At 73.1% G+C, this 15,596-nt stretch carries 17 protein-coding genes; 4 read left to right on the plus strand and 13 right to left on the minus strand.

Going from position 1 to position 15,596, the window contains the following annotated elements; translation table 11 throughout:
* Positions 1 to 66: 66 nt before the first annotated feature.
* The 3 genes from M3677_RS08415 to M3677_RS08425 all read left to right on the plus strand — a co-directional run bounded on the left by M3677_RS08415 (position 67) and on the right by M3677_RS08425 (position 3,389).
* Complete coding sequence (locus M3677_RS08415; RefSeq protein ID WP_251160243.1) at positions 67 to 2,166, plus strand: acyl-CoA dehydrogenase; 2,100 nt, start codon at positions 67 to 69, stop codon at positions 2,164 to 2,166.
* Between the two features lie 84 nt (positions 2,167 to 2,250).
* Positions 2,251 to 2,829, plus strand: coding sequence for a DNA-binding protein (locus M3677_RS08420; protein WP_251160244.1), 579 nt, complete (start codon positions 2,251 to 2,253; stop codon positions 2,827 to 2,829).
* Complete coding sequence (locus M3677_RS08425; protein WP_066654204.1) at positions 2,826 to 3,389, plus strand: hypothetical protein; 564 nt, start codon at positions 2,826 to 2,828, stop codon at positions 3,387 to 3,389. The genes M3677_RS08420 and M3677_RS08425 overlap by 4 nt, the downstream gene beginning before the upstream one ends.
* A gap of 114 nt (positions 3,390 to 3,503) precedes the next feature.
* On the opposite strand, the gene csrA is transcribed toward M3677_RS08425, so the two are convergent.
* The 13 genes from csrA to M3677_RS08490 form a co-directional block, all read right to left on the minus strand.
* Positions 3,504 to 3,779: a carbon storage regulator CsrA gene (gene csrA, locus M3677_RS08430; RefSeq protein WP_066654202.1), complete on the minus strand. Its 276-nt coding sequence runs from the start codon at positions 3,777 to 3,779 to the stop codon at positions 3,504 to 3,506.
* Between the two features lie 4 nt (positions 3,780 to 3,783).
* A complete protein-coding gene (locus M3677_RS08435; protein ID WP_251160245.1) occupies positions 3,784 to 4,758 on the minus strand; it encodes a hypothetical protein in 975 nt (324 codons plus the stop codon).
* Positions 4,733 to 6,787 carry a flagellar biosynthesis protein FlhA gene (locus M3677_RS08440; RefSeq protein ID WP_066654198.1) on the minus strand — a complete coding sequence of 685 codons (2,055 nt, stop codon included), beginning with the start codon at positions 6,785 to 6,787 and terminating at the stop codon, positions 4,733 to 4,735. Before M3677_RS08440 ends, M3677_RS08435 begins: the two co-directional genes overlap by 26 nt.
* Entirely contained in the window at positions 6,784 to 7,974 is a 1,191-nt protein-coding gene (locus M3677_RS08445; RefSeq protein ID WP_066654196.1) for a flagellar biosynthesis protein FlhB, read from the minus strand. Before M3677_RS08445 ends, M3677_RS08440 begins: the two co-directional genes overlap by 4 nt.
* A 6-nt stretch (positions 7,975 to 7,980) precedes the next feature.
* Positions 7,981 to 8,757 carry a flagellar biosynthetic protein FliR gene (locus M3677_RS08450; RefSeq protein ID WP_251155454.1) on the minus strand — a complete coding sequence of 259 codons (777 nt, stop codon included), beginning with the start codon at positions 8,755 to 8,757 and terminating at the stop codon, positions 7,981 to 7,983.
* Positions 8,758 to 8,759: 2 nt separating this feature from the next.
* Positions 8,760 to 9,032: a flagellar biosynthetic protein FliQ gene (locus M3677_RS08455; RefSeq protein ID WP_066654192.1), complete on the minus strand. Its 273-nt coding sequence runs from the start codon at positions 9,030 to 9,032 to the stop codon at positions 8,760 to 8,762.
* Complete coding sequence (gene fliP, locus M3677_RS08460) at positions 9,032 to 9,856, minus strand: flagellar type III secretion system pore protein FliP (RefSeq protein ID WP_251160246.1); 825 nt, start codon at positions 9,854 to 9,856, stop codon at positions 9,032 to 9,034. Before fliP ends, M3677_RS08455 begins: the two co-directional genes overlap by 1 nt.
* Positions 9,853 to 10,473 carry a FliO/MopB family protein gene (locus tag M3677_RS08465; protein ID WP_251160247.1) on the minus strand — a complete coding sequence of 207 codons (621 nt, stop codon included), beginning with the start codon at positions 10,471 to 10,473 and terminating at the stop codon, positions 9,853 to 9,855. Before M3677_RS08465 ends, fliP begins: the two co-directional genes overlap by 4 nt.
* A gap of 3 nt (positions 10,474 to 10,476) precedes the next feature.
* Complete coding sequence (gene fliN / locus M3677_RS08470) at positions 10,477 to 11,184, minus strand: flagellar motor switch protein FliN (protein ID WP_066654190.1); 708 nt, start codon at positions 11,182 to 11,184, stop codon at positions 10,477 to 10,479.
* Positions 11,181 to 12,062 carry a flagellar motor switch protein FliM gene (locus tag M3677_RS08475; RefSeq protein ID WP_251155453.1) on the minus strand — a complete coding sequence of 294 codons (882 nt, stop codon included), beginning with the start codon at positions 12,060 to 12,062 and terminating at the stop codon, positions 11,181 to 11,183. The genes fliN and M3677_RS08475 overlap by 4 nt, the downstream gene beginning before the upstream one ends.
* Before the next feature lie 153 nt (positions 12,063 to 12,215).
* Positions 12,216 to 13,148 carry a flagellar motor protein MotB gene (locus tag M3677_RS08480; RefSeq protein ID WP_066654186.1) on the minus strand — a complete coding sequence of 311 codons (933 nt, stop codon included), beginning with the start codon at positions 13,146 to 13,148 and terminating at the stop codon, positions 12,216 to 12,218.
* Positions 13,149 to 13,150: 2 nt separating this feature from the next.
* Positions 13,151 to 13,966 (minus strand): motility protein A, encoded by an 816-nt coding sequence (locus M3677_RS08485; RefSeq protein ID WP_066654185.1) that lies wholly within the window; start codon positions 13,964 to 13,966, stop codon positions 13,151 to 13,153.
* Positions 13,967 to 13,968: 2 nt separating this feature from the next.
* The gene (locus tag M3677_RS08490; protein WP_251160248.1) at positions 13,969 to 14,271 is read right to left on the minus strand and encodes a flagellar FlbD family protein; all 303 of its coding nucleotides are present in this window, start codon (positions 14,269 to 14,271) and stop codon (positions 13,969 to 13,971) included.
* Between the two features lie 115 nt (positions 14,272 to 14,386).
* Between M3677_RS08490 and M3677_RS08495 the strand changes: the two genes are divergently transcribed.
* Entirely contained in the window at positions 14,387 to 15,577 is a 1,191-nt protein-coding gene (locus tag M3677_RS08495) for a hypothetical protein (protein WP_251160249.1), read from the plus strand.
* The last annotated feature ends 19 nt before the right edge of the window (positions 15,578 to 15,596 follow it).

A 15,596-nucleotide genomic window follows, 5' to 3' on the forward strand; every position in this document is an offset into this window, starting at 1 on the left:
ACACTCGGCCGAGGTGCCTAACGTGTGGAGTGCAACACGGACAGAGCAGTTCAGGAAGGCTCCCCCATGGTCGACACCGCCCCCGCACGCCCCACCTCGACGACCGAGGCCCCGAACGCCGACGCCACGGGCGACCCGGCGGCCGGCACGCCGACGGGCGGGACGGAAACCGACGTCCGCATCGACACCACGCTGCTCGGGGAGCTCCTGCTCGGCCGCTGGGCCGAGGACCGGCGCATCTCACGGCGCCTGTCCCGCGACCCCGGGCTGCACAAGATCGAGGGGCAGCCGGTCGCGGAGCACCGGGCCCGCGTCCTCGAGCAGCTCCGGGTGCTCGTCGACGCCGGTGCGATCCAGCGTCCGTACCCGACCGAGTTCGGCGGCCAGGAGAACCACGGCGGGAACCTCGCGGCGTTCGAGGAGCTCACGACGGCGGACCCGTCCCTGCAGATCAAGGCCGGCGTGCAGTGGGGCCTGTTCGGGTCCGCGGTGCACCACCTCGGCACCGAGCGCAACCACCGCGAGTTCCTGCCGGGGATCATCCGCTTCGACGTGCCCGGCTGCTTCGCGATGACCGAGACCGGGCACGGCTCGGACGTGCAGAGCATCGCGACGACGGCGACCTACGACCCGGACACGCAGGAGTTCGTCGTGCACACGCCGTTCCGGGGCGCCTGGAAGGACTACATCGGCAACGCGGCGCTGCACGGGCGGGCGGCCGTCGTGTTCGCGAAGCTCGTGACGCAGGGCGTCGACCACGGTGTGCACGCGTTCTACGTGCCGCTGCGCGACGGCGACGGTGCGTTCCTGCCCGGCGTTGGTGGCGAGGACGACGGCGTCAAGGGCGGCCTGAACGGCATCGACAACGGGCGGCTCTGGTTCGACCACGTCCGGGTGCCCCGCACGAACCTGCTCAACCGGTACGGCGACGTGGCCGAGGACGGCACGTACACCTCCCCCATCGCGTCGCCGGGCCGACGGTTCTTCACCATGCTCGGCACCCTCGTGCAGGGCCGGGTCTCGCTCGACGGCGCCGCCGTGGTCGCGCAGAAGGTCGGCCTGCAGATCGCGCTGACCTACGCCGCCGAACGCCGGCAGTTCCCGACGGGCGGCGGCGACGAGGGCGTGCTGCTCGACTACGGCCGTCACCAGCGCCGACTGATCCCCCGGCTCGCGACGGTCTTCGCCCAGTCGTTCGCGCACGAGAAGCTGCTGCAGACCTTCGACGACGTCTTCAGCGGGCGCGAGGACACCCCGCAGCGCCGCGAGGACCTCGAGACGCAGGCGGCGGCCTTCAAGGCGATGTCCACCTGGTCGGCGCTCGACACGCTGCAGGAGTGCCGCGAGGCGTGCGGCGGCGCCGGGTTCCTCGCCGAGAACCGGCTGACGAGCCTCCGCGCGGACCTCGACGTCTACGTCACCTTCGAGGGTGACAACACGATCCTGCTGCAGCTCGTGGGCAAGCGCCTGCTCACCGACTTCCGCGCGAAGGCGCCGCGCGACGCCGCCTCGACCGCCCGGTTCGTCGCTGCGCAGGCAGCGACGAAGCTGGCCGACGCGTCCGGCATCCGTCGACTCGGGCAGACGGTCGTCGACCGGGGATCGCTCGCGGCGAGCGTCACGGACCTGCAGGACCCGCGCACCCAGCGCGCGCTGCTGGCCGGTCGTGTCGACACGATGGTGTCCGAGATCGGGGTGCGCCTCGCCTCGGCCGGCAAGGACCGGGCGCGGGCCGCGAAGCTCCTCAACCGCTCGCAGCACGAGCTCATCGAGGCCGCGAAGGCGCACGCCGAGCTCATGCAGTGGGACGCGTTCACCGATGCCATCGAGGCCGTGGCGCCCGGTGACACCCGCCGCGTGCTCGTCTGGCTCCGCGACCTCTTCGCCCTCGGGCTCGTCGAGCAGCACCTCGACTGGCACCTGGTGCACGGACGCCTGTCGGCGCAGCGTGCCCGGGCGGTGTCGGCGTACGTCGACCGGCTCGTGGCCCGGCTCCGCCCGGTGGTCCCGCAGCTCGTCGAGTCGTTCGGCTACGACCCCGAGCTCGTCCGCGCGCCGATCGCCCTGGGCGAGGAGCGCGCGCGGCAGGAGGAGGCGGCAGCGTGGTTCGCCGCCGAGGCCGCTGCGGGACGGCTGCCGGAGCAGGAGAAGAAGCCGCGTCCGTGATCAACCCTGCAGGGTTGATATCGGGAGAATCAACCTTGTAGGGTTGACAGCGGAGGTGCGATGTACGCGGTGACGGTGGACCAGGTGGGCAGTCGTTCGGACGACGACCGGGTCGAGCAGGCCATCGACGTCGTCCGGACCGCGTCCGAGGGGCACGTGGTGCTCCCACCGGAGCGGACCGCCGGCGACGAGTTCCAGTTCCTGCTCGACGACGCGGAGACCCTGCTCGACGTGGTGTTCGCCCTCGCCCGGACGGACGGCTGGAGCATCGGCATCGGCATCGGTGACGTCGAGGAACCGGTGCCGAGCTCGACCCGGGCCGCGCGCGGCGACGCCTTCGTGCAGGCACGCGCCGCGGTCGACCGCGCGAAGGACGTCCCCGAGCACCTCGCCCTCGAGGTCGCCCCGGGTCGCCGGCTCGGTACCGCGGACGTCGAGCCCCTCGTCGCCCAGACCGTCCGGGCCCGTCGCCGCCGGTCGCGGGAGGGCTGGGAGCTCGCGGACCTCCTCCGCGCCGGCCACTCGCGCACCGAGGCCGCCGAGCTGCTCGGCGTGACCCGGCAGGCGGTGGCGAAGCGCTGGCTCGCGGCCGACCTGCGCTCCGACGACGCCGTGCACGCGGCACTCGCGCGGCTCCTCACCGAAGCGGACACCCCGGCATGACGGTCTGGCTGGTCGGTGCGGTCGTGCTGCTCGCGGTGGCCGCGCTCAGCGCCGTGCACCGCGTCCCGCCACTCGCCCGCGCGGTGCCGGCGGTCGTGGTCGTCGCGGTCGTCCTCGCCGCCGAGCTCCTCGACCTGGCACCCGCCGCACCGACGACCGCGCTCCGCGTGCTCGGCACCACCGCGGTCGTCGCCGTCGGCGTCCTCGCCGGGAGTGCCGTCACGGGGACCGTGCTCGGCTTCGCCATGCGCGAGGGCGTCGAGCGGGGTCGGCACGGCGGCATCCTGGTCTCGCGCGCCGACGAACCCGCCGTCGAGCGTCGACGCCCGGAGGTGCTCCGGGGCGGGGCGGCGATCGGGTTCCTCGAACGGTTCGCGGTGATCGGCGCGGTGCTGGTGGGCCGGCTCGAGATCGTCGCGGCGGTCGTCGCGGTGAAGGGCCTCGGTCGCTTCTCGGAGCTCGACTCCGCCGAGGCGCGAGAGCGGTTCATCGTCGGGACGCTCACGAGCACGTGCTGGGCCGGACTCGCCGCCTGGACCGCGATCGGCCTGCCGGGCTGACCGCACAGCCACACGGCCGCACAGACGCACCGCCGCACAGACGCACAGCCACAGAGCCGCACGAGCGTGCGCACGAGCGGGCGGACACCGCCCGACCGGACGCCACCGCGGCACTCAGCCCTGGTCCGACGCCCGTCCCCGGTCGCCGAGCGCAGCGCGCAGTCGCGCCTCGGCGTCGTCGGCGCCCTCGGCACCGGACGCAGCGGCCGCCGCAGCCGCCTCCGCGTTCGCCTCGATCACGGCGCGCACGACCTCCTCGCGCTGGATCTTGACCCCGCGCGGTGCGTCGATGCCGATCCGGACGCCGTCGCCGCGGCTGTCGAGGACCGTGATGACGACGTCGTCACCGACGAGGATCCGCTCGCCGACCTTCCGCGTGAGTACCAGCACCCCGTCAGCCTAGCGACACCACCGGCAGGCCCAGCTGGTGGACGGACTCCGGCGTGGCGGTCTCCCCCGCACCGATGGCCACCACACCCGCGACGGGTACCCGCCCGGCGACCGCGGCCACGACGGCCCGGGCGTCCTCGGTCTTCCGACCGACGTCGACCACGACCCACACCTGGTCGGCGGCGAGTCCCTCGATCGTCGCCGCGTCGTCCCACGCGGAGACGCCCAGCAGCGCGTGGCCGTTCCGCACGCCCTCGGCGCGCGCGAGGATCCCCGCCCGACGGTCGGCCGCGTCGGTCGGGCGCAGTGCGTACCGTCCGGCGAACACCCCCGCCGCCGCGTCGACGTCGGTGGCACGCCCGACGAGCAGCACGAGGTCGCCGTCGGCCGACCGCACGGCCGGGACCGGCAGCACCGGACGGACGGACGCCGGGGCGGACACCGCAGTGACCAGCGGGACGACGGGAGCCGGTCCCACGACCGGCAGGGGGCCTCCCGGCCGACCGTGGTCCTCGTCCGTGCCCGGTACGGCCGGCGACGGGCCGTCCTGGAGGCGCGGCACGGCCGGGTCGACCCGACCCACGTCCGTCCCGGGGCGGCCCGGGCGCGGGGCGCCCGCGGCGATCCCGTCGGCCGCGAAGCCGTCGAGCACCGAGGCGAACGCATCCGCCCGCGTCGACGCGGTGCCGTCGCCGGCGGCGATGCGGGCCTCGGCGGCCTCGGCGTCGGCGAGGAGCGCGGCGATCCCGATGCGGGTGGCCGGGCCGTCGGCGATCGCCACCCGGGCGGTCGGCGGGTCGAGCGGGTCCGGCACCTCGACGACGGCCTCGACGTGCGTGCGGCGGAAGAGCCCACCGATCCCGGGCGTGGACACGCGTTCGGCCGAGACGATCCGGGCGCCCGCACCGAACTCGGTGCGGAGGGCGTCGCGGACCGCCTCGAGCGTCGGGCCGCTACGCAGCGATCGGGTCGGCGGCACGGACCACTCCCACGGTCTCGATGGTGGAGCCCGCGGCGGTGGCCTCCTGGTAGGACAGCACGGGCAGGCCGTTCGCCTGCGCGGACACCATGCGGTGCACGGCCGGTCGGAGCTGCGGGGCGCAGACGAGCACGGCGGACAGGCCCTGCTCCTCGACGCTGCGCACGGCGTCGCGCAGGGACCCGAGGACCTGCTCGATGCGGTGGGCGTCGAGCACGATCTGGGTGCCCTGCTCGGACGGGCGGAGCCCCTCGAGCATCGACTGCTCGAGCAACGGGTCGATCATGATGACGCGGAGCGTGCCGGCCTCGGCGTGGCGGGCGGGCAGGGCGGGGCCGAGGGCTGCGCGGGCGGCCTCGACCAGGCCCTCGGGATCGGTCGACACCTTCGCGCGGAGCGTCAGCGCCTCGCAGATGCGGCCGAGGTCGTTGATCGGCACGCGCTCGGCGAGCAGGCCCTGGAGCACGCGCTGCACCTCGGCCAGGGACAGCATGCCGGGCACGAGCTCCTCGACCGCCGCGGGGTTCACCTGCTTGACACCCTCGGTGAGCACCTTGACGTCCTCGCGGGTGAGCAGCCGGGCCGCGTTGTCGCCGATCACGGCCTGCAGGTGCGTGACGAGCACGGAGACCCGGTCGATGACGGTCGCGCCGGTCATCTCGGCCGCGTGCCGGAGCTCGGCGGGGACCCACTTGCCGGCCAGACCGAACACCGGCTCGACCGTCGTGGTGCCCGGGAGCCCGTCGAGCTGGTCGCCGAGTGCGAGCACGCTGCGGGACGGGGCGGTCCCGCGACCGGCCTCGACCCCGGCGATGCGGATCGCGTAGGTCGACGGGGGCAGCTCGATGCTGTCCCGGGTGCGGACGGGCGGCACGACGATGCCCATGTCGACGGCGATCTTCCGACGGAGCGCGCGCACGCGACCGAGCAGGTCGTCGGACGACCCGGACACCATGTCGACCAGGTCCGGTGCGAGCAGGATCTCGAGGGCGTGGACACGCATCTGCTCGAGCAGGTCCTCGGGGCTGTCCGCCGAGGGGGCCGCGGCCTCGAGTGCCTGCTGCTGCTCGGCCGCTGCCGCCTGCTGCGCCGCCTGCCGCGAGAGCCGCCAGCCGGCGAACAGCAGCCCGGCGCCGATGAGCAGGAACGGCACGATGGGCATGCCGGGGATGAACCCCATCGCGATCGCAGCGACCCCGGCGATCACCAGCGCGTTCCGCGACTGCGTCAGCTGCGTCGTCGCCGACGCGCCGATCTCGGTCTCCGCACCCGACCGGGTCACGATCATGCCGGTCGACACGGCCATGAGCAGTGCGGGGATCTGCGAGACCAGGCCGTCGCCGATGGTCAGGATGCCGTACTTCGACAGCGCGTCGGTGACGGAGAGCCCGTTCTGCAGCATGCCGATCGCGACGCCACCGAGCATGTTGATGACGAGGATCAGGATGCCGGCGATCGCGTCGCCCTTGACGAACTTCGACGCGCCGTCCATCGCCCCGTAGAAGTCGGCCTCGGCGGAGACCGCCGCACGGCGTTCCTTCGCCTCGGCATCGGTGATGAGTCCGGCGTTCAGGTCGGCGTCGATCGCCATCTGCTTGCCGGGCATCGCGTCGAGGGTGAAGCGGGCGCCGACCTCGGCGACGCGCTCGGCACCCTTCGTCACGACGACGAACTGGATGACGACGAGGATGAGGAAGACGACGGCGCCGATGATGATCGAGCCGGACACCGCGACGTGCCCGAAGGCCTGGATGACGTCGCCCGCGAAGCCCTCGCCGAGCACCAGTCGCGTCGAGGCGACGTTGAGGCCGAGGCGGAACAGCGTCGCGACGAGGAGCAGCGACGGGAACACCGAGAAGTCGAGCGGCTTCTTCACGAACAGCGTCGTGAGCAGGATCACCAGCGCCAGCAGGATGTTCAGGATGATGAGCACGTCGAGCAGGAACGACGGCACCGGCAGGATCAGCAGCAGGACGATGCCGACGATGAAGACCGGGACGGCGAGCTTGGGCAGGTCCTTGCGGTTCATGCGGGTGCCCCTTCGGTGGTGGACGGACGAGTGCGGAGGCGCCGTGGTCGGGCGTCGCCGGTGAGCGTGGTGGGGTCGAGGACGGTCGCGACCTCGTCGGCCGTGGTCGGCGTCGGCGCGGCGTGCGTCCCGGCGGCGGCGCCGCGGGCCTTGAGCGCCATGACGAACGAGAGCACCCGGGCGACCGGCGTGTAGAGGTCGACCGGGACCTCCTGCCCGAGCTCGCACGCCGCGTGCAGCGCCCGGGTGAGCGGGACGTCGCGGACGATCGGCACGCGCGACTCCTCGGCGGTCGACCGGATGACGTCGGCGACCGGCCCGGCACCCTTCGCGACGACACGGGGTGCGGACTTCCCGGGCTCGTAGCGGAGCGCGACCGCGTAGTGCGTGGGGTTGGTCATGACGACGTCGGCGTCCCCGACCGCGGCGATCATCCGGTTCCGGCTCATCGCGAGCTGTCGGGACCGGCGCTGGCCCTTCACGAGCGGGTCGCCGTCGGTGCGCTTCGACTCGTCCTTGACCTCCTGCTTGGTCATCATCGTGCGCTTGCGGTTGCGGCGCACGACGACCAGCACGTCGACCGCGGCGAGCACCAGACCCGCGGCGACGGCGGCGCGGAGCAGGGTCCCGGTGCCCTCCTCCGCCGCGTCGAGCACGGACGACAGCGGCAGCGAACCGCTCGTCATGAGGACGGGGACGAGCGACTGCACGGCGAACCACAGGACGAGCCCGACGACGGCGGTCTTCAGCAGTGCCTTCACGCCGTTCCAGAGCGCCTGGACGCCGAAGACCCGCTTGAACCCGGCGACCGGGTCGAAGTGGTCCGGCTGCGGGGCCATCCGCCGGAAGTGCACGCCGCCCTGCGCGACGGAGACCGCCGCGACGGCGACCGCGACGACGGCGAGCATCGGGCCGACGGTGCCGGCCACGGAGCCGAGCGCCTCGGACAGTGCCTGCCGGACCGCGGGGACGGTCGGGTCCGCGATGACGCGCTGCACGGCGTGGAGCTGCTGCTCCCCCGCACCCGCGGCGTTGCCGATCGCGGCGGGCATGACCAGCGCGGCCGTCGCGATGCCGACCCAGGCGCCGAGGTCCTGCGAGCGGCCGAGCTGCCCCTTGCGGTGCACCTCCTGCATCCGCTTCTGGGTGGCCTTCTCGGAGCGTTCGCCGCTCCCTCCGTCGGACACGTCGCCTCACCCCCGCCCGGTGATCGCGGCGACGGCGTCGCCGGTCAGGGACGACACGACGGCCGGCAGCGCCATGAAGAGCGCACCGGCGAACACGACGGTCAGCCCGATCTTGATCGGGAAGCCCATCTGGAACGCGTTGAGCGCCGGGGCGACGCGCGTGAGCAGCCCGAGGCCGACGTCGGCCAGGAACAGGACGACGACGAGCGGCCCCGCGATCTGCAGTGCGGCGAGGAACATCTGCCCGGCCGCCGCGACGAGCACCGAGGCGAAGCCGCCGACGGCGAAGGTGCCCGGCGAACCGTCGGCCGTGACGAGCGGCACCGCGTCGAACGACCGCACGAGCCCCGCGACGATGAGCTGGTACCCGCCGCTGGCGAAGAGCAGCGCGAGCGACGCCATCTGGAACAGCCGGGTGAACTGCGCGCCGTTGACCTGGGACTGCGGGTCGTACGCCTGGGCGAGGGTGAAGCCGCCGAACAGGTCGATGAGACCGCCGGCGGACTGCACCGCGGCGAACACGAGGTACACGAGGAAGCCGAGGCCCAGCCCGACGACCAGCTGGGTGAGCAGGGCGAGCAGGAACCCACCGGTGTCGAGCGCGGTGTACCCGAGGCCGACCCGCGGTGCGACACCGATCGCCAGACCGAGCCCGAGGATCACCTTCACCGTGCCGGGGAACGCCTTGTAGGCGAACGGCGGCGCGATCACGAGGAAGGCGACGAGCCGGACCCCGGCGAGCATGGTGGCTTCGAGCCGGTCGGCGTCGATGGCGAGGTCCACGGCTACGTCCCGAGGAGCTTCGGGATCATGTCGAACGCGACGTGGGTGAACGCGACCATCTCGGCGATCATCCAGTTGCCGCAGACGACGAGCGCGATCGCGACGGCGACCGCCTTCGGCACGAACGAGAGCGTGACCTCCTGGATCTGCGTCACCGACTGGAAGAGCGAGATCGCGAAGCCGACCACGAGCGAGGTCACGAGCACGGGGGCCGCGAGCTTGCCGGCCACCAGGAGTGCCTGGAGGGTCAGGTCGATGACCGCCTGCTGGTTCATCAGCGCACCACCTGGTAGCTCTCGATGAGGGACGTGATGATGAGCCCCCAGCCGTCGACGAGGACGAACAGCAGGATCTTGAAGGGCAGCGAGATCATCACCGGCGGCAGCATCATCATGCCCATCGACATGAGCGCGGCGGAGACGACGAGGTCGATGACCAGGAACGGGATGAAGATGACGAAGCCGATGATGAAGGCGCTCCGCAGCTCCGAGATGACGAACGCCGGGATCACGGTCGTCATGGGCACGGCGTCGAGGTCCGTCGGGTTCGCCTGGCCGGCGGCGCGCGTGATGAGCGCGACGTCCTCCTCGCGCGTCTGGTGCAGCATGAACGTCCGCAGTGGCTTCGTGCCCACCTCGACCGCCTTCGCGAAGTCGATGTGGCCGGCGAGGTAGGGCTGCAGGGCGTCGTCGTTGATGTGCCCGAGCACCGGGGCCATCACGAACAGGGACAGGAAGAGCGCGAGCCCGGCGATGACCTGGTTCGGCGGGATCCCCTGCAGCCCGAGGGCGTTCCGGGTCATGGCGAGCACCACGAAGATCTTCGTGAACGACGTCATCATGAGCAGCAGGGCCGGTGCGACGCTGAGCAGCGTGATGCCGAGGAGCGTGACGATCGCCGAGGACGGCGCGCCGTCGGGCCCGTTCACGCTGACGCTGAAGTCACCGCTCGCGGGTGGGGTCGGGGCCGCCGGCGCGGTCGGCCCGGTGACGCCGACGGCGTGCGCGCCGGTGGTGGTCAGGAGGACGAGACCGGCGACCGTCGCCAGTCCCAGGACGACGAGGGTGGCGGTGCGGCCGGTCCGGAGCGCGGCCGTCACCCGGCCCGCCGGCCTCGGAGCGCGGCGGCGGCCTGCCGCCACGTGTCCGCGGAGAGCACGGAGCCCTGGAGCTGCTGCGCGGTCGGCACGACGGTCCGGGCCGGACGACGCGCGGGACCGCGGGGACGCATCGGGAGCACGGGCGCGGCGTCGGCCGGGAGGCCCGTGGCGGCGTGGTCCTGTCGCTCGAGTTCCGCACGGAACGCGTCGGCGGACGGGGCCGCCACCGTGGTCGGCTCGGCGGACGTCGGCCCGGCGGAGGTCGGCTCGGCGGACTCGGGTGCTGACACGACGGCGCGCGGGGCGGTCGGCAGTGCGACCGGCCCGGCGACGACGGTGAGCTCCGGCGCGGGGGTCGGACCACTCCGGAGCAGCGAGACGCTCTGCTCGGACACACCGAGCACGAGACGCTCCCCCTCGACGTCGACGACGACGACGCTCGCCTTGCCGCCGATGCCCTGGCGACCGACGACCTCGACCGCGGCGGAACGGCGTCCCCGGGCCTTCACCGCGGCTCCGAGACCGCCCTTCGTCGCACGGCGGTGCAGCACCCACATCAGCGCGAGCACGACGCTGAGCGACACGGCGACCCGGAGCGCCATCCAGAGGGTGTCCACGGGTCAGACCGCTTCGGCGACGTCGAGGATCCTGGTGATGCGGACGGCGTAGTCCTGGTCGACGACGACGACCTCGCCGTGGGCGATCAACCGGCCGTTGAGCAGCACGTCAGCGGGTGCTCCGGCGCTGCGGTCGAGCTCGACCACGGCGCCCGGCTCCATGCCGAGCACGTCGCGCACCGACATCCGGGTCCGACCGATCTCGACGGTCAGCGTCATCTCGACGTTGTTGATGCGACCGAGGTTCCCGGCGGGGACGGCGCCGGCGGCGAGCGGTGCCGAGACCGTGCCGTTCTCACGGACGCGCAGCGCGAACCAGCCGCCGGGGACCCCGCCCGCGGTGAGCTCGAAGACGACCGTCTCCGGGTCGGCGAACAGCGAGGCTGCCGACTCGCGACGGGCGTCACCGAGCACACCGACGCCGAGCACGGAGGCAGCGGCCTCGAGCGACGGGCGGAGCACGTCGGTGACGTCGACCAGGCCGGCGTCGGCGCCGCCCGCGGCGACGACCGCGCCGAGGTCGGTGAGGACCAGCGCGAGGTCCGCGGAGAGTCCGCCGACGAAGGACGCGACCACACCGTCGACGGCGGCCTCGAGGACGACCGGGGTCGCGCCTCCCGGCAGGGGCACGGCGGTCAGGGGTGCCGCCGTCGGGAGCTGCGCCGCGAGCGACTCGGCCGCGGTGGCGTGGAGGGTGGTGGTGGCGCTCATGCGTGCTGCTCCGGATCGGTGGTGGTGACGACGATGCCGGCCAGGCGCGAGCCGTTGGCGCCGACGGCGGCGGTGCCGACGGGTTCGCCGTCGACCGCGATGGTCAGGGGGCGGTGCTGCGGGTGCGGCAGCGGCAGGACGTCGCCGACGGCCAGCCGGAGCACCTGCGTGGGCAGCACGGCGGCGGGCGCGAAGTGCAGGCTGACGCCGACCGGGACGTTCGCGAGCTGGGCGTCGAGCAGGGCGCGGGCGTCGGCGGCCGAGACGCTCGTGGTGTCCTCGCCGAGTTGCGGCAGCACGGCCTCCGCCGGCAGGGCGAGCGTGCCGGGGGCGACGCGGTCGCCGACCCGGATCGAGAACGCGGCGACGATCATCAGGTCGCCCTTCTGCGCGGCCTGGGCGAACTGGCTGTTGAACTGGAAGCCACCGGTGGTGACCTCGTGCGCGAGGAGCCCGCCGAACGAGTAGCGGAGGTCGTCGAGGGCGTCCTCGACGATCTTCCGCACCAGCGCCTGCTCGATCGGCGTGAAGGTGCGCTCCGGTGTCGGCAGCGGCTTCGACGCGCCGAGCGCGTGCGACACCCACGTCAGGGCCGCGTCGAGCGGGACCTGCAGCACGCCCTTCGGCGCGGTGTCGGCGATCGGCAGCAGCACCATGCCGGTGAGGGCGGGCAGCGACGCGGCGTACTCGTCGTACGTCGTCATCGAGACCTGCTCGCAGGTCACCTGGCTGACGGCACGCACCTTCGCGGTGAGCTGCGTCCCCCACTGCCGCGCGAACGTCTCGAAGGCGAGCTCGAGCACCCGTGCGTGCTCGCGGGCGAGCGTCGACGGGCGCGCGAAGTCGTACACCTCGGGCGCGGGCAGGGTCTCGGTCACGGGTGCGTCTGTCGACCGGCGACGGGCAGGCGTCAGCGCTGTGCCCCGTTCTGGGGCGGCGGCGGACCCGGCGTCGGGGCGACCCGTGGCCGCTCGTCGGCGCTCGTCCTGCGGTCCGGTCCGCGCTGTGGTGCGGGCCCTGCCCGCCGGGGTCTACCCCTGTCGCGCTCCGTCCTGCGCCGTGGCGAGGGCGGGCATCAGCTCGCTGACGTCCTGGTCCTGGTTCGAGAGCACGACGATGTCGACCCGGCGGTTGAGGGTGTTGTCCGCGTCGCTCGCGCCCTTCGCGAGCGGGCGGCTCGACCCGAAGCCGACGCTCTGCACGTGGTCCGCCGGCATCCCGCCCCGTTCGACCAGGTCGCGGAGCACCCCGGTCGCGCGTGCGGCGCTGAGCTCCCAGTTCGTCGCGTACGGGGCGGTCGAGTTCCGCTGGTCGGCGTGGCCCTCGACGCTGACGTCGTGTCCGCTGGTCTTCAGGACCGGCGCGATCGCGTCCATGATGCGGCGGGCCTGGTCGGACAGGTCGGCGCTGTTCGTCGCGAAGTAGGTCTCGCTCCCGACGAGCCGGACCGTCAGGCCGCGGTCGTCGACGGCGAACTGCACCTTCGACGACTCCCCCGCCTGCTCGAGGTTCCCCTGGATGGCCGCCTCGATCGCCTTGAGGTCGTCGAGTTCCCGCTGTGCCGCCGCGAGGTCGGCCTTCGAGGCGACCGGAGGCACGGCGGTCGACGCCGGGTCGACGTTCGTGTCGTCGGCGCCGGACGCGGCGGTCGAGTGGTCGGCGTCTGATTTGTCCGTCGCGTACCCCTTGCCGTCCTTCGTCACCTGGGACTTCGACACGATCGTGCCCGAGGCGGTGTCGACCTTGCCGGACTTCACCTCGCCGAACCCCGTCGCGAGCGAGTTCTTCAGCGCGATGTACTTCTCCTGGTCGACCGACGACATGGCGAAGAGCACGAGGAACATGCACATGAGCACCGTGATCATGTCCATGTACGACGCCATCCAGCGCTCGTCCGGGTGCTCGGCCTCGTCGTGGCCGCCCTTCTTCCGGCCGCGCCCGCGCCCGCGGGGGTTCGCGCTCACGGTCAGGCCGCCAGCTGCTGGTCGTCGGCGGTGGCCTTCGCGGTCTTCCCGTCCTTGCCGCCGGCACCGCGCGCTGCGGGCGGGACCATCGCGGTGAGGCGCTCACCGAGCAGTCGGGGTTGGCTGCCGGCCTGCACGGCGAGCAGGCCCTCCATCAGCAGGGTCTGCCGGTCGGCCTCGAGCTGCGCGAGCTTCCGGAGCTTGCCGCCGAAGGGCAGCCAGAGGAAGTTCGCGGTGAGCAGGCCCCAGAGCGTCGCGACGAACGCGCTCGCGATGAGCGGGCCGAGCTCGTCGGGCTTGCCGAGGTTCGCCAGCACGTGGGTCAGGGACACGACGGTGCCGATGATGCCGACGGTCGGGGCGAAGCCGCCCAGGCCCATGAAGAACGCGCTGGCGCTCCGCATCGGTGCGGCGTTCGACTCGATCTCGTCCTCGAGCAGGATCCGGAGCTCGTCGCCGTCGGTGCCGTCCGCGATGTTCTGCAGGGCCTTCTTCATGAACGGGTCGTCGTGCTTGTCGGCCTCCTGCTCGAGCGCGAGCAGGCCGTTGGCGCGGGCCGTCTCGGCCAGCCCGACCACGTCGTCGATGACCGTCTGCGGCGGGGTGACCTTGCCGGTGAACGCCTTCGGGACCGTCTTGAACGCAGCGAGGGCGTCCTTCATGGTGGTGCTCGCGACGCCGCAGCCGATGGTGGCGACGAAGACGAGGAGCATCGGCGCGGGCAGGAAGAGTCCCGCCATCTCGACGTGCTCCATCTGCGCCATCCCGAACAGGGCGCCGAAGGCGAGCAGGATGCCGACGATCGTTGCGATGTCCACGGTCAGCGCCTCCCGTCCTGGGTCCGGACGGCGTCGCGTCGTCCGCTGGTGACGAGCGGCGCGACGGGCGCGAGGGTCGGCTGCGGTCCGGTCGCGTCCACCACGGTGTCGGTGCCGTAGGCCATGCCGACGATCCGCGCGCGGTAGGCGGCGACGAGGCCGATGACGTCGGCCATGGACTCGCGCACGATGTACTTGGCGCCGTCGACCATGATGAGCGTCGTGTCCGGCGTCTCCTGGATGCGCTCCACGAGGTCGGGGTTGACAGCGAATGCGCTGCCGTTGAGTCGTGTGACGACGATCATGGCCCGTCCTGGTTCTCGATCGTCCCGCCGCCGTCCGTGGGGCGGGATGCAGACCCGTCCGTGGGTGTGCACCGGTCGCTATCGGCGACCGTGGCACCCCCGTTAGCCTGGCGTGGTGACCATCGTCGAGGACCTGCTCGCCGGGCCGCGGGGGCGGCGCCTCTGCTGGGAGGTCGTGCTCGGCACCGTCGGCGACCAGCCGGACGACGACACGCTCTTCTGGGCGTCCTACTGGATCTCAGTCCGCCGCGGTGACGGCATCTCGCTGTCCGGACCCGGAGCGTCCGAGCCGCGTCCGGCTCCGTCGGACGACGACGTGGTCACCGCCGTCGAGGCCCTGTTCGACGCTGCCGACCCCGCGTCGGCCACGCTCGACCAGGTGCTCGCGGCCCTCGGACGCGCGGCGGAGTCGGCGATGTGGTGGCAGGAGCCGGACGCCGAGGACGTCCTGCTCCAGACCGTCGTCCCGCGGTCGCTGCACGAGCGGATCGCCACGGCGGTGGCGGCTGCCCCCGGCGTGCAGGCACTGTTCGCCACGGCCACGGCCACGGCTCCGGCCACGGCTCCGGCTCCGGCTCCGGCTCCGCGACAGTGGGCCGTCATCCCGGACACGTCCGGGTACGGCGGCGCCGTTCGCCCTGCCGCAGCAGTGCTCGCCGAGTGGCGGCGCGAGCTGCTGGACGAACGCTCCCACGGCCTGGGCGACCCGGTCACCGCGCCGATCAGCGGGACGTGGTGGACGACCCCTCCCAGCGGGCTCCTCGACACCACCACCGAACGCGACGGCCGCGGGCCACTCGGGTTGTGGGCGGTCGAGGACCACACCGGGTGGGAGCGCGCGGCGGTCGCCCCTGCAGCGGTCGATCCGTCCGCGCGCATCGTGGTGGTCGACGACGCCGAGGACTGGGCCGCACTCTGCCGTGCGGCACCGATCGACGTCACGGCCACGACCCGTCGCCACGACTGGTACCGGGCGACCGGTCGCGACGGCGCCTGGGTGGTGCCGGACTGGGCCGCGATCGCCGAGCGGTACGACGCGGTGCACCTGACCCTGCGGGGGTGGCTGCGCGCCTCCGGAACCGCGATCCCGGTCGACGCGGACTCGGCCGACGGCACCGCGGACTCGGCCGACGGCACCCTGGACTCGGCAGAGGGCGTCCTGCACTCGGCTGACGGCACCCCGGCGAGCGTCATCGCCGGGTGGACCCCCGACACGACGGTCTGGCTGCGCGACCCCCGACCCGCGCTCGGCCCCTCGACGATGTGGCGGTGGAGCGGCGAAGACCGCGGCTGGTTGCCGGCCTGAACTCTCATGGACGAGTTAT

This window comes from Curtobacterium sp. P97 (assembly GCF_023712445.1).
Lineage (GTDB): Bacteria > Actinomycetota > Actinomycetes > Actinomycetales > Microbacteriaceae > Curtobacterium.